The 14,060-nt window shown below is 72.1% G+C and carries 9 protein-coding genes; 3 read left to right on the forward strand and 6 right to left on the reverse strand.

The window, feature by feature from the left end:
- Positions 1-78: 78 nt before the first annotated feature.
- Entirely contained in the window at positions 79-1,203 is a 1,125-nt protein-coding gene (gene dnaJ / locus EL245_RS02990) for a molecular chaperone DnaJ (RefSeq protein WP_126381799.1), read from the reverse strand.
- Positions 1,204-1,254: 51 nt separating this feature from the next.
- Positions 1,255-2,322 (reverse strand): heat-inducible transcriptional repressor HrcA, encoded by a 1,068-nt coding sequence (gene hrcA, locus EL245_RS02995; protein WP_126381800.1) that lies wholly within the window; start codon positions 2,320-2,322, stop codon positions 1,255-1,257.
- A gap of 152 nt (positions 2,323-2,474) precedes the next feature.
- Here hrcA and EL245_RS03000 point away from each other — a divergent pair, with 152 nt between their 5' ends.
- Together EL245_RS03000 and EL245_RS03005 are read left to right on the forward strand one after the other, a co-directional pair.
- Positions 2,475-3,557: a DUF3097 domain-containing protein gene (locus EL245_RS03000; RefSeq protein WP_232009847.1), complete on the forward strand. Its 1,083-nt coding sequence runs from the start codon at positions 2,475-2,477 to the stop codon at positions 3,555-3,557.
- A 977-nt stretch (positions 3,558-4,534) separates the two neighbouring features.
- Positions 4,535-6,421 carry a subtype A tannase gene (locus tag EL245_RS03005; protein ID WP_126381801.1) on the forward strand — a complete coding sequence of 629 codons (1,887 nt, stop codon included), beginning with the start codon at positions 4,535-4,537 and terminating at the stop codon, positions 6,419-6,421.
- A gap of 131 nt (positions 6,422-6,552) precedes the next feature.
- Here the strand turns inward: EL245_RS03005 and EL245_RS03010 are convergent, their stop codons facing one another.
- From EL245_RS03010 to EL245_RS03025, 4 genes are all read right to left on the reverse strand, one after another.
- Entirely contained in the window at positions 6,553-7,971 is a 1,419-nt protein-coding gene (locus EL245_RS03010) for a sodium:proton antiporter (protein WP_126381802.1), read from the reverse strand.
- A 132-nt stretch (positions 7,972-8,103) separates the two neighbouring features.
- Positions 8,104-9,129: a ferrochelatase gene (gene hemH, locus EL245_RS03015; protein ID WP_126381803.1), complete on the reverse strand. Its 1,026-nt coding sequence runs from the start codon at positions 9,127-9,129 to the stop codon at positions 8,104-8,106.
- A 4-nt stretch (positions 9,130-9,133) separates the two neighbouring features.
- Positions 9,134-11,134 carry a DNA primase gene (gene dnaG / locus EL245_RS03020; RefSeq protein WP_126381804.1) on the reverse strand — a complete coding sequence of 667 codons (2,001 nt, stop codon included), beginning with the start codon at positions 11,132-11,134 and terminating at the stop codon, positions 9,134-9,136.
- Between the two features lie 119 nt (positions 11,135-11,253).
- Positions 11,254-12,567, reverse strand: coding sequence for a deoxyguanosinetriphosphate triphosphohydrolase (locus EL245_RS03025; RefSeq protein WP_126381805.1), 1,314 nt, complete (start codon positions 12,565-12,567; stop codon positions 11,254-11,256).
- Positions 12,568-12,729: 162 nt separating this feature from the next.
- Here EL245_RS03025 and EL245_RS03030 point away from each other — a divergent pair, with 162 nt between their 5' ends.
- The gene (locus EL245_RS03030) at positions 12,730-13,956 is read left to right on the forward strand and encodes an alpha-amylase family protein (RefSeq protein ID WP_126381806.1); all 1,227 of its coding nucleotides are present in this window, start codon (positions 12,730-12,732) and stop codon (positions 13,954-13,956) included.
- The last annotated feature ends 104 nt before the right edge of the window (positions 13,957-14,060 follow it).

Here is a 14,060-nt window from a genome sequence, read left to right on the forward strand (position 1 = left end):
GGCGACCGGACAGGCACCGGGGCGGCTGGCACCCCCGGGCTGCCGGACAAGAACCGGGCGGCCCGGAGCCGCCCGGGCTCAGCGACGCTTGGAGCGGGACTTCTCCCGGAGCCTGCCGAGCAGGGACTCCTCCCTGGCGGGGGCGAAGCCGTCCTCGCCGCGCAGGGCCGCCAGCTCCTGGAGCAGCGCCGTCTGCCTGTCGTCGAGCCGGGTGGGGGTCTCGACGACGATCTGGACGTGGAGGTCACCGCGCCCCGGGCGGCGCAGGCGCCCCACCCCCAGGCCCGACAGGACCACCTCGTCGCCGCCCTGGCTACCCGCCTTGACCGAGACGGTGCGCTCACCGTCCAGGGTCGTCAGCGGGAAGCTCGCGCCTAGGGCGGCTGCCGTCATCGGCACGCGCAGCTCGGTGTAGAGGTCGTCGCCCTCACGGGTGAGGGCCTCGTCGGCAAGCTCGTGGATCTCGACGTACAGGTCCCCGCTCGGACCGCCCGCGGGTCCTGCGGCACCGCGGCCCGACATGCGGATACGGGTCCCGGTGGACACACCGGCCGGGACGTTGACCTCGACGTCGGCGCGCACGTGCTGGCGGCCCTCGCCCGCGCAGTCGGGGCACGGGGAGGCGATGACCGTCCCGAAGCCCTGGCAGGCCCGGCACGGGGAGGAGGTCACGACGTTGCCCAGGAAGGAGCGCTGCATGTGCTGGACCGACCCCTGCCCGTTGCACTCCGAGCAGGTCACCGGCGAGGTCCCCGGGGCGCAGCACGTGCCCTGGCAGGTCGTGCACGTCACGTAGGTGTCGACCGTCACCGTCTTGGTGGCGCCGAAGGCGACGTCAGCCAGCTCGACCTCGAGGGCCACGATCGAGTCCTGGCCACGGCGTGAGCGCGAGGCCGGGCCACGGGAGGCCGCACCCGAGCCGAAGAAGGCGTTGAAGATCCCGCCGAGGTCGGTGAAGTCCCCGCCGAAGCCGCCGGCGTAGCCGTTGCCCCGTACCGCGTCCTCCCCGCCCAGGTCGTACATGCGACGCTTCTCGGCGTCGGAGAGCACGTCGTAGGCGGCCGTGACCGCCTTGAACTCCTCCTCGTGACCCGGACCGGCCACGTCGGGGTGCAGCTGGCGGGCCTTCTTGTGGTAGGCCTTCTTGATCTCCTGGGCCGATGCCTGGCGGCTGACCCCCAGGACCTCGTAGTAGTCGCTCACTGGAGTTCGCTGTTCCTTCGTCGTGGGTGTGGTGGTGGTCCGGGCGACCGCTCAGCCGTCCTGGCCCTCGGGTCCGGCCAGGAAACGGGACAGGTAGAGGGCGACGGCGCGTACGGCCGCCATCGTGGCGGGGTAGTCCATGCGGGTGGGGCCGATGACGCCCAGGTGGGCCACGGCCTGCCCGGTGCCCGGCCCGTAGGAGGCGGTGACCACCGAGGCCTCCGCCAGGGCGTCCTCACGGTTCTCCGATCCGATGGACACACGCATGCCCGACTCGTCGCCTCCGGCCCGGCCCAGGTCCGCCAGCAGCCGCAGGAGGACGACCTGCTCTTCGACGGCGTCCAGGAGGGGGCCGATCGCCGAGAAGTCGGGGGTCGAGCGCGCCAGGTTGGCGGTTCCCGCCACGACGAGCCGCTCCTCAGCGTCGGGGCGCAGGGCGTCGAGGAGCTCGCCGCTCACCGCGGTGAGCAGGAGGCGCTCGGCCTCGGGGGCCTGCTCGGCCAGCGCGGTGAGGACCGGCAGGACCTCACCGGCGCGGCGTCCGGCCAGGGCCGCGTTGAGCCGGGTGCGCAGCGCCTCGAGCGCCACCGGGTCGACGGTGGTCTCCCCGCCGCCGGGGGCGCGAGGGATCGTGACGGTGCGCTGCTCGACGCGCCCGGTGTCGGTGATGATGACGAGAAGGACCCTTCTGGGACCCATGGCGACGAGCTCGACGTGGCGCAACGCGGTCAGCCGCAGGCTGGGGTACTCCACGACGGCGAGCTGACCGGTCAGCTGCGCCAGGACGCGCACCGTGCGCACGACCACCTGGTCGAGGTCGACCGCGCCCGACAGCAGGGCCGTGATGGCCTCACGCTCGGGGGCCGACAGGGGCTTGACCCGCGCCACCTCGTCGACGAAGCGACGGTACCCCTTCTCGGTGGGAACCCGCCCCGCGCTCGTGTGGGGCTGGTGGATGTAGCCCTCGTCCTCAAGGACGGCCATGTCGTTGCGGATCGTGGCGGGGGACACACCGAGCCGGTAGCGCTCGACCAGGGCCCGGGAGCCCACGGGCTCGCGGGTGCGCACGTAGTCGGTGACGATGGCCGACAGGACCTGGAGGCGTCGGTCGTCGCCCATCGCGGCCCTCCTTCCTGCGTCGGCGCCCTCGCGCCGCTCATCCGTCCCCGGCCCGCGGCGGGTTAGCACTCCCCGGGCACGAGTGCCATCCTACGCCGCGGCCCGGCGGGTCAGACCGCCCATGTGCGTGACCTTCCCCTACCGTGCCCTGAGTGAACACGCCCCCTCGTCCCACCCCGGGCCCGGTGCCCGGATCGACCGCCGCCCGCCGCCTGGCCCTGCGCGAGCGCGCCGCGGCCAGCGCATCCCGGGCCCCACGGGCCCCGGAGCACTCCGAGAAGGGGCGCCGCGCAACTCCCGGTCCCGCCACGACGCGCGAGCGCCCGCCAAGGTCGCTGGGAGCGGCGGACCGGTACGGCGCCGACGTCCTGGAGACCGACCCCCACCGGGTCGGACCGCACGCGGTGCGACCCGAGTCGGTGCGGGTGCCCGTGGCCCGGGGCATGGTCGTCGAGGACCGCGAGACCGGGTTCGTCGGAGCGGCGGTGGCCGTGGAGAAGTCCGGTGGGCGCCACATCGTCGTCCTGGAGGACCGCACCGGGGTGCGTCGCGGCTTCCCGCTCGGACCGGGGTTCTGGCTGGAGGGCAGGCCCGTCGTCCTCGACCCGCCCGAGCCGGCGCCCCGGCCGGCCTCAGGACCGGTGTCGGCCGCCGGCAGGCGCCTGACCGCCTCGGGCTCCTACGCCGTGGACAACGACCGGGCCAAAGTCGCACGCGCCTCGCGGATCTGGGTGGAGGGCCGTCACGACGCCGAGCTCGTTGAGAAGGTCTGGGGCGACGACCTGCGGCACGAGGGGGTCGTCGTCCTCATGCTCGACGGCGTCGACCACCTCGAGGAGGTCATGGCCGAGTTCTCCCCCTCGCCCCAGCGCCGCGCCGGGGTGCTGGTCGACCACCTCGTGGCCGGGTCCAAGGAGTCGAGAATCGCCCAGCGGGTGCGGTCCATGCCCGGAGGGGACAACGTCCTCGTGCTCGGGCACCCGTACGTCGACGTCTGGCAGGCCGTCAAGCCCGAGCGAGTGGGCCTGCGCGCCTGGCCCGAGGTCCCGCGGGGCACTGACATCAAGTACGGGACGCTGGAGGCCCTGGGGTGGCCGCACGCCGACCAGGCCGACGTCGCCCGGGGCTGGCGGCGGATCCTGGCCTCGGTGCGCAGCTACAAGGACCTCGAGCCCAGCCTCCTGGGGCGGATGGAGGAGCTCATCGACTTCGTCACGGCGCCCGGCACCCGCTGACCCCGCCGAGATCGGGACTAATGACACCCCGAGATCGGGACTAATGACACCCCGAGATCGGGACAAATGACACCCCGAGATCGGGACTAATGACACCCCGAGATCGGGACAAATGACACCTCGAGATCGGGACTTATGACACCTCGAGATCGGGAGAAGTGGCACCTCGAGTTCGCCGCATCTGGCACGTGTCTGGTGGCGCGCGTCGGGTGCCGTGGGCTGGCGCCTCGTCTTGGGAGGCTGGGTGTCGTGCGTCCTGATCTCGGGGGAGCCGGGCAGCCGCTGGGCCCGGCTGCCGGCACGCCCCGGGGTGGTGGTCCAGGAGCCTCGGGCGTGCTGGTCAGCCACGGGCTCGCGGAGCGGGATGCCCGCACCCCCACGACGATGTGATGCACATAACAGGCGGGTGGTGGTTGGGGGTCCGTGTCGGGAATCGTTGGAATGACGCCGATTCTCTCGGCTGGTCCTCGTGGTGGGGGCGGTGGTGGGCATCTGAGATGTGCAACGGTCCGGTCGATGCACACAGGGAGGGTCTCCGCCTGGTACAAGACGATCATTCTTTGGCTCAATCACGGGAATCCACCTGGGTCGCGAAGATAGTTGATGTGTGCACCACCCCCGGCACCTGGCCCCACCTGACACGGACGCACCATCCCCGTCGGCAGCCACCCGACAGCACGCCACGGAGACAGCGCTCTCCACCGACCGACCCGGGTCCCCCGCCCCCATGACCCCGACCGCGACGTACCACTTCCCCCGATCTCGAGGTGCCATAAGTCCCGATCTCGCGGTGCCATAAGTCCCGATCTCGCGGTGCCATAAGTCCCGATCTCGCGAGTCATGACCCACCAGGACCAGACTCGTGCACGATCGCGACGAACAGCACAGGGGGCGCACAGCATCCGCTGACCCCGCACTCACCACTCCGGATTTCAATGGTGTTCGGCAGCAGGCCCATCCACGAAAGGACATCGGCAATGACGATCTCACGACGGACGCTGGTCACGGCCGTTCCCGTGGCCACCCTCCTGGGGGCTGTGGGGCTGAGCGCGTGCGGCTCCCAGGACGAGAGCTCCTCGACCGCCTCGAGCACGGGGACGGCCTCGGCCTCGTTGGCACTGGACCCGGCTTCCTGGTCGTATGACTCCGACAACGACGTGTACTACCAGATCGGGCTGTCCTACGTGGCCAGCCCCCAGGACACGAGCTTTGAGACCCTGGGGATCTACGTCCCGGGCGCCTACCTGAGCGCCACGGACAACGGGGACGACACCTTCACCGCCGAGGTGGCCGCCGACGGTGCGGTCGGGGACTACACGGCAGCCACCGCCCCGATCGTCATGCCGGTCAACACCCCGGGCTACTCCGCCCAGCAGCCGCCCAGCGAGTACAGCTACGACACCGTCTCGGCCTACATGGAGGCCGGCCTCGTCTACGTCCACGCCGGTCTGCGGGGCAAGGACTCGACGACCGAGGCCGCTGCGGGCAACGCGCCGTGGGGAGTCACGGACCTCAAGGCGGCCGTGCGCTACCTGCGGTACAACGCCGCCTCCCTGCCCGCAGACCCCGAGCAGGTCTACGTCTTCGGGCACTCCGGCGGTGGCGCCCAGAGCGCCGTCATGGGCGCCTCGGGGGACTCCGAGCTCTACACCCCCTACCTCGAGGCCCTGGGCGCGGCGACCACAGACGCCGAGGGGACCGCCCTGTCCGACGCGATCGCCGGAGCCATGTGCTGGTGCCCGATCACGAGCCTGGACTCCGCCAACGCCGCCTACGAGTGGAACATGGGCCAGTTCTCCACCGAGGGCACTCGCGCCTCCGGGACCTGGACCGAGGCCTACTCCAAGGACCTCGCAGCGGCCTACGCCGAGCACCTCAACGCCCTGGGCCTGACCGACGCCTCAGGCACCGCACTGACCCTCGAGGAGTCCGGCTCCGGGGTCTACCTCGCCGGCAGCTACTACGACCACGTCGTCGGCGTCATCGAGCAGTCCCTCAACGACTTCCTGGCCGCCACCACCTTCCCCTACACCCCCGACACCACCGAGATGGCGGGCATGGGCGGCGCCTCCGGTGGCACCCCGCCCTCGGGTGGTCCGGACTCCGGGTCCACCCCCAGCGGGACCCCGCCGACCGGCTCGGCCCCCGACGCCGCCTCCGACTCCTCCACCGACTCCTCGAGCGACGCCTCCGCCCCCAGCGACCAGGGCACCGCGAGCTCGACCGAGTCCACGACCTACAACACCGTCGAGGAGTACATCGCCTCCCTCAACGCCGACACCCAGTGGGTGACCTACGACGCGGCGACCAACACGGCCACGGTCACGGGCCTGGAGGCCTTCGTCGTCAGTCAGAAGAGCCCGTCCAAGGACGTCGGAGCCCTCGACGGCGTCGACCGCGGCCAGACCGAGAACCTCGTCCTGGGCGTGGGTGAGACCACCGCGCACTTCTCCCAGATCTCTCGCGACGTCATCGCCTCCGGCGAGGCGCGGTACGCGGGCCTGACCGACTGGTCGGATGACTACGGCTCGGCGGGCTACGACTCCGACTTCACGACCACCGACTCGGTGGGCACCGACGTCCTGACCCGTCAGCAGATGTACGACCCGATGTACTACCTGGCCGCTTCCTCACAGGGGTCGGGCACCTCGTCGGTCGCCCCGAGCTGGCGCATCCGCACCGGCATCCAGCAGGGCGACACCGCCTCAACCGTGGAGATCAACCTCGCCCTCGCCCTGGCGGCCGCCGGCACCTCGGTGGACTTCGCAACCGTGTGGGGTCAGGGACACACGATGGCGGAGCTGACCGGCAGCGGTGAGGAGAACTTCATCGCGTGGGTCAAGGAGGCCTCCGCGAGCGCCTGAGACGCCGGAAGGCTCAGCCCCTCAGAGCCCGAGCGGGCTCTCCGGGCACACGCCCCCGGGCCCCGCGCGCCGCCGAGCGCGCGGGGCCCGGGGCGTGTGCGGCGCGGGGCCCGGGCCCTGCGTCCCAGGCCTCAGTCCCGCACGGGCTCGGGGTCGGCCAGGGCCGAGCGCCGGCTCGTGGCGATGAGCCTGGCGTTGTTGGCCACGAGCAGGAGCGTGAGCACCGCGCCGATCGCCTTGGCCCACACCGGCTGGGCGATGAACAGGCAAACCATGGCCACGAGCACGGGGACGAGGTAGGTGAAGGTCTTGCCGACGTAGCCGCCGAAGGTGGGCATCTGGACCCCGGCGGCGTCGGCGACCGACTTGACCATGAAGTTCGGGCCGTTGCCGATGTAGGTGATGGCGCCGCAGAACACCGCACCGAGCGAGATCGGCACGAGGTAGACCTCCGGCACCCCGGCCACGAGGGCGCCACCAGGGTTGTCGAGCTGCCCGGCCATCTCGAAGAAGGTGACGTAGGTCGGGGCGTTGTCGAGCACCGAGGACAGCCCGCCGGTGAAGATGAAGAACGTGATCTCGTTGAGGGGCAGGCGCGGGGCGATCTCATCGAGGTAGTGCAGGGCGGGGATCATCGTGAGGAAGATGCCGATGAACAGGGTGGCGACCTCGGCGATCGGACCCCACTCGAACTGGTTGTCCTCGAACCTGGCCCTCTTGTCACCCGTCCTGTAGGAGGCCCATGCCGCGCTGAGCATGATGATCTCGCGCAGCGGGATCCAGTCGAGCAGCCCGGCGTGCCCCTCCTCGATGGCGTGGACGTCCACCGAGGGCGCGAAGGCCACGGCCGCGATGATGACGGCGAACCACACGAAGTTGGAGGCTCCCCTCAGCCCCAGGGGCTGAATCTCGGTGCGGTCCTCAAGCACCGCGGAGGCGGGCTCCTGGGAGTAGAACCACGTGTCGAGCGCGAAGTAGCTGATGAGGAGCATCGCGTTGACGAACAGCCACTCCGGCAGGAGGCTGAAGGTCCAGGTGAAGGGAACTCCGCGCAGGAACCCCAGGAAGAGCGGCGGGTCTCCCAGCGGTGTGAGCAGCCCGCCGCAGTTGGCCACGATGAGGATCGTGAACAGCACGGTGTGCACCCGGTAGCGCCGCTCCCTGTTCGTGTTGAGCAGCGGCCGGATGAGGAGCATGGCGGCCCCGGTCGTGCCCACGAAGCTGGCCAGGACGGCGCCCACCGCGAGGAAGACGGTGTTGTTGCGGGGGCTGGCCTCGATGTCCCCGGCCAGGAAGATGCCCCCCGAGACGACGAACAGCGCCAGGAGCAGCGAGATGAACTGGCCGTACTCGACGACGGTGTGGAAGACCACCTGCCAGCCGCCGGCCACCCACATCCACACCGCGACGGGCAGTCCCAGGACCAGCGAGATCGCCAGCTGGCTGGAGCGCCGCTCCCACAGGTGCGCCGCGGCGGGGACCAGGGGCAGGACGGCGATGCAGGCGAGCATCGTGGCGAAGGGCAGGACAGACCACCACTGCAGGTGCATCGATGACTCCTCAGGTTGGTGTCGTGGTTCACCCTCCGACGGCGCCGGAGGACGTGACCGCACTAGGATGCCGTACCTTACCGGCGGATGGTGACAGGGGTGTGACGGGTCTCGCCGTCCGCACCCGCCGGGTCACACCGCCGTCCACCCGGCCAGCACCGTGCGCGCCTGCTCGGTCAGCGTGGCGATCGCGCCCTCGGAGTCGTTGCCCCAGGCAAGGTAGTGGAAGGCTCCGCCGCCGGCGGCGACGAAGGCCTCGCGGTTGAGCTGGTCGATCTCCTCGAGCGTCTCGATGCAGTCGGCCATGAAGCCGGGGCAGATGACGTCGAGGCGCGGGCAGCCCTGTCGGCCCAGCTCGGAGACGACGTCGATCGTGGCCGGTCCGATCCACCGTGCCGGCCCGAACACCGACTGGTAGGCCACGACCATGAGCCCCTCGGGCAGGTCGAGCCTGCGGGCCAGGGCCCGGGCCGTGGCCAGGCACTCGGAGCGGTAGGGGTCCCCCGCGTCGTGCATCGCCTGGGGGATGGAGTGGAAGGACAGGACGAGCCGCTCCCCCGCGCTCGGGTCGGGTCGCCCGACCGCCTCCCAGTGGCGCTCGACGGTCTGGGCCAGCGCCTCGATATAGGCCGGTGCGCTCGGGAAGGAGCGCACCGTGCGCAGCTCGGGCTGGTCCCGCCTCGAGAGCAGGAGGCGGGCGACCTCGTCGACCACCGAGGCCTGGCAGGAGGCTGCGTACTGCGGGTAGACGGGCAGCACGGCGATCCTGCGGCACCCGGCCTCAAGCAGCCCGGCCACGACCTGGCGCAGGGCCGGCGGCCCGTAGCGCATGGCGACGGCGACGAGGACCTCCTCACCCAGGACCTCCTGGAGCCGCCTGCCCTGGGCGAGCGAGGCGTGCATGAGGGGGGAGCCGACGTGCTCGCGCTCGTGCCCGGGCCTCCACACCGTGGCGTACTTGGCGGCCGAGGCGCGGGGGCGCACGCGCAGGACGACGCCCTCGAGCACGGGGCGCCACAGCAGCGGGCTGGTCTCCACCACGCGCCGGTCGGACAGGAAGGCGCGCAGGAAACGGCGTACGTCCCGGGCCGTCGGGGAGGTGGGGGTTCCGAGGTTGACCAGGACGAGGGCGGGCCTGGGGTCGAGCTCCGTGGACACGCGCTCAGCCCCGCTGCGCGATCTGCTGACGGCGGTTCTCCAGGCCGACGATCTCCTCGAAGAGGTCCCGGTAGGCGGGGTCGTCGGGGCTCATGCGCCGCTGGCGGGCGCGCAGCTCGGCCAGAGTGCGCGTGATGCCGGTGCGTGCCAGGGCCGACAGGACGCCGGTGGCGTAGCGCTGCACGTCCTCGGGGTCGGTCTCGCCCGTGCGCCCGCCGCGCGCCGGCGGAAGGGGCATGGGGCTGACCGCGAGCTCGGTGATGGCGGCGTCGACCACGTCGATGGCCCCGGCTCGCACCTGCTCGATCCAGTGCACCGTCGCCCGGTGCAGGGCCTGGTCGGCCGCGAGCCCGGCCTCCTGGGCCCGGGCCACGAGGCCGGGGACCTCCGAGGCGCCTCCGGCCGCCTCGATGGTCTCGAAGACCGCGCGGTGGACGGGCACGGTGAAGGCGTCGGCGCCGATGTCCTCGGCGCCGGAGGCCACGGCGACCACGGGGAGCTGGATGATGAGCTCGAGGGCCTGGCGCTCGAGCCTGGCCACCGGGTCCTCGGTCCGGGGCAGTCCGGGTCTGGGGCTGTCGGTCTCCACCACCGGCGGGGGGCCGTCGGCGCCGTACGGGACCAGCCCGCGCCGCTCAGCGGCCCGCACGGCACCGACGGCCTCGGCCTCGGGCAGGCCCAGCCACCCGGCCAGGCGGCGGGTGTACTCCCGCCGCAGGGCCCGGTCACGGATGCCTGCGACGACCGGGGCGGCGGCGCGCAGCCCGCGGACCCTGCCCTCGGCGGTGTCGAGGTCGAGGTCGGACAGCGAGGTCCTGATGACGAACTCGAACAGGGGCAGGCGTCGCTCCAGGAGGCGGGGAATGCCCTCGGGCCCCTCCTCCATGCGCAGGTCGCAGGGGTCGAGCCCGTGGGGGTCGACCGCCACGAAGGTCTGCGCGGCGAAGCGCTGGTCCTCCCCGTAGGCGCGCAGGGCGGCGGCCCGGCCGGCGGCGTCGCCGTCGAAGGTGAAGACCACCTCTCCCCCGCGGGCCCGGTTGCCGGCCATGACGCCGGCCGAGGGGTCGGCGACGTCGCCCAGCAGGCGCCGCACGATCCTCACGTGCTCGGGGCCGAAGGCCGTGCCGCAGGTGGCCACGGCGGTGCGCACGCCCGACAGGTGGGCGGCCATGACGTCGGTGTAGCCCTCGACGACGACGATCCGGTGGCTGCGGGCGATCTCGGACTTGGCCAGGTCGAGGCCGTAGAGGACCTGGGACTTGTGGTAGACAGCCGTCTCGGGGGTGTTGAGGTACTTGGGGACGGTCGCGTCGCCGTCGGACAGGCGGCGCCCGCCGAAGCCGACGGTCGCGCCGGTCACGTCGCGGATCGGCCACATGAGGCGGTCGCGGAAGCGGTCGTAGATCCTGCTGCCGCCCGCTCCTCCCTGGCCGCACAGCCCGGACTCGACGAGCTCGCGCTCGGTGAAGCCCGAGGACCTCAGGACGTTGGCGAGGTTGTCCCAGCCGGCGGGGGCGTAGCCCACCGAGAAGTCGGCGGCTGCCTGCCTGTCGAAGCCCCGCTCGGCCAGGAAGCGCCGTCCCGCCCGCGCGCCGGGGCTCGAGAGCTGCTCGATGAACCATGCCTCGGCCACCCGGTTGGCCTCGAGCAGGCGCTGGCGGGTGCCCGGCTCGACCGCGCGGCGCACCACCGACCCGCCGTCCTCGTAGCGCAGCTGGACTCCCACCCGGGCGGCGAGGTGCTCGACGGCCTCGGTGAAGGACAGGTGGTTGACCTTCTGGACGAAGGCGATGACGTCCCCGCCCTCGCCGCAGCCGAAGCAGTGGAAGAGCCCGAGCTGGGGCCGGACGTTGAAGGAGGGGGTGCGCTCGTCGTGGAAGGGGCACAGGCCCTTCATCGACCCGACGCCCGCGGGCTTGAGGGTGAGGTGCTCGCCGACGACGTCCTCGATCCTGGCGCGCTCGCGCACGGCGTCGATGTCCTCGCGCTTGATCAGTCCCGCCATGGGGGCATCCTAGGTGAGCCGGAGGCGGGGACCGGCTCGCAGCCCCCGGCCTGTGGACTGCTGAGGCTCACCGACGCTCACCGGCGCTCACAGCCCGCGGCACCGGTGCCCGGGTCGGGTCAGATCTCGGACAGCAGGCCGCACAGGCGCGCGTGCCAGGCGCGGGCGGAGGTGTCGGTCAGGGAGGCGAGCTGGTCGACCACCGCCCGGGTGCGGCCCGCCTCGTCCTCGGCCAGGCGCCAGGCGGAGGCGAAGACCGGCTCGAGGTGGCGATCACCCGAGGACAGCAGGGCGTCGGCCAGGTCGAACAGCTCGGTGCGCTGGCGCAGGTAGACCGGCTCGTGCTCTCGGGGGGCCATGACGTAGTGGACGGCGGCGCCCTTGAGCACGAGGATCTCGGCGGCGGTCCGGGCCGGCACGACGAGCTCGGCGGTGTAGCGGGTCAGCGGTCCCTGCCCGTAGGCGGCACGGGTGGCCCCGGCCACGGCCGAGACGAACCGGCCGATGAGCTCGCTCGTCAGGTTCTTGAGCCTCGCGGCGTCGGCGGGTGAGCCGTCGTAGGACCTGATCCAGGTCGAGCGCGTCATGAGGCGGTCCCAGGCGGCGCCCAGCTCCTGGGCGCTCGTGGCCGTGCCGTACCAGTCCAGGGTCGCCTCGATGACGGCCTCGAGCTCCCGCTCGGAGGCCAGGCGGGCAGGATCGAGACGTCCCAGGGCCACGGCGTCCTCGACGTCGTGCACCGAGTAGGCCACGTCGTCGGAGAAGTCCATGACCTGGGCCTCCAGGCAGCGTCGGTGACCCGGGGCGCCCAGGCGCATCCAGTCGAAGACCTCACGGTCCTCCTCGTAGCAGGAGTACTTGCGCGCGCTGGGCCCCTGGGGCCCGCCCGGCCCCTGCCCCCTGGCCCAGGGGTACTTGGCCACGGCGTCCAGGCCCGCCCGGGTGAGGTTGACCCCAACAGGACGCCCCCGGGCATCGAGGGTCTTGGGCTCGAGGCGGGTGAGGATCCGCAGCGTCTGGGCGTTGCCCTCGAAGCCTCCGATCGAGGCCGCGACGACGTCGAGGGCCTTCTCCCCGTTGTGCCCGTAGGGAGGGTGGCCCAGGTCGTGGGACAGGCAGGCCGCGTCGACGACGTCGGGGTCGCAGCCCAGGGCCTGGCCGAGTGCCCGGCCGACCTGGGCGACCTCGAGGGAGTGGGTGAGTCGGGTGCGGACGAAGTCGTCGCTCGAGGGCCCCAGGACCTGGGTCTTGGCCCCCAGGCGCCGCAGGGCCGAGGAGTGCAGGATGCGCGCGCGGTCACGCTCAAAGGGCGTGCGCTGGGGGTTCTTGGCGGGCTCGGGGACGAATCGGCACACGTCGTGGCCGCCGTATCCCACGAGTCCGGCGGCGTCCTCGGACGCGGTGGCCCAGGCCGCCGTCTCACGCTTGGACATGGCGACCAAGGTATCCCATGGCACGGGTTATTATGAGGGACGCACCGACGTTCAGAAGGTCATGGCGGGCCACGCCACACACGCGCGACCCTGGTCATGCCGATGCCCGTGCTGGCCGTCCGACTGCGCCGGGCGCCGCCCGGCTGAAGGGAGCCCCTTGCCGTGATGACGACGACAACGCTCGTCCACCGCGTCTACAACGGCCCCCGCGAGTGGTGGCGCGAGGGCATGGTCTACGAGCTGGGCTCCCCCGAGCTCGGGGCCGACGGTCTCGACGGCCTCTACGGCCTGCTCGAGCACGTGCGCTCCCTGGGATCGGGTGTGGTCCTCGTGCGCCCCTCCCTCCTGGAGACCGATGGCGGGCTCGACTCCTTCCGTGACTTCGCCGACCGCGCCCACGGACTGGGGCTGCGGGTCGTCGTGCGCATCTCGGGCGCCATCGGCCCGGTCACCGGGGCGCACGTGCGTCCCGACAACCCCATCGTCGTGGGTCGGGAGCGCGAGGGAGAGGGGCTGCTCGAGCGCGCGGCCGCCTTCCTGGCCGCCGGGGCCGACGGCATCGACCTGGGCACGATCGTGCCGCCCGACATCACCGACCAGACGAACCTCGAGCGGCTGAGCGAGTACTTCACGATCCTGCACGCGATGGTCGCCGAGCACGTCGACGACGGCATCGTCGGCGCCGACGTGTCGGCCGACTACCCTGAGACGCTGCGCCACCACCTCCAGGACGACTGGCTGCACCACCTACGCGACGACCGCCTCATGCTGGCCCGGTGGGACCGGGAGTCCCTGACCCGGCACATCACGAGCTCGCTGTCCGAGCACGACCGTTTCGGCGCCGCCCCCGTCTGGCGCCACCTCCCGAGCTCCCGGCTCGTCGGCGCAGACGACCCCGGCGACGGCAGGCGCTGGTTCGAGGTCGACGCCGACCTGCGCCACCGCCGCTCGATGGCGCTGCTCACGCTCATGCTCGCCCTGCCCGGCGCGGTCTACCTGCGCCAGGGCGACGAGATCGACCTGCTCGACCAGGACAAGCCCTCCGACCCCCTCGACCTGGCGGCCGTCATCATGCGCAGCTCGGCGACGCAGGACTCGCTGTTCGGCTCCCCGCTGGCCACCGTCAGGCACGCGGCGCGCATGCGCCGTGAGCACGACCTGGCCACAGCACCGGTCGCCTTCGTCAGCGGGCTCACGTGGTGCCCCCCGGAGGCCGTCGTGCTCCTGGCCCGCGACATCCTCGTGCTCGTCAACACCACCGAGCAGGCCATCGACCTGCCCGTGCACGCCGAGGTGCTGCTGTCCTCGGCGGCGCTCTTCCAGGAGGGTGGCCGCCTCGTCGTCCCGCCGACGACGACGGTGTGGGTCGTCGCCAGCACGGTCGCCTGAGCAGCTCACCCCGGGGCGGCGGAGCCCTGACCCACGAGCGCCTCATGACCTGAGACACGTTTGTGCAACTATGCAGAACCGCTTGCAAGTCTTGCACGGAGGCG

Origin of the sequence: Actinomyces howellii, from assembly GCF_900637165.1 — a bacterium.
Taxonomy (GTDB): domain Bacteria; phylum Actinomycetota; class Actinomycetes; order Actinomycetales; family Actinomycetaceae; genus Actinomyces; species Actinomyces howellii.

Bases quoted from the DNA above. Each gene is read 5' to 3' on its own strand.
- hrcA (WP_126381800.1), bottom strand. From the start codon at position 2,322: ATGGGCGACGACCGACGCCTCCAGGTCCTGTCGGCCATCGTCACCGAC.
- EL245_RS03005 (WP_126381801.1), top strand. From the start codon at position 4,535: ATGACGATCTCACGACGGACGCTGGTCACGGCCGTTCCCGTGGCCACC.
- EL245_RS03010 (WP_126381802.1), bottom strand. From the start codon at position 7,971: ATGCACCTGCAGTGGTGGTCTGTCCTGCCCTTCGCCACGATGCTCGCC.
- dnaG (WP_126381804.1), bottom strand. From the start codon at position 11,134: ATGGCGGGACTGATCAAGCGCGAGGACATCGACGCCGTGCGCGAGCGC.
- EL245_RS03025 (WP_126381805.1), bottom strand. From the start codon at position 12,567: ATGTCCAAGCGTGAGACGGCGGCCTGGGCCACCGCGTCCGAGGACGCC.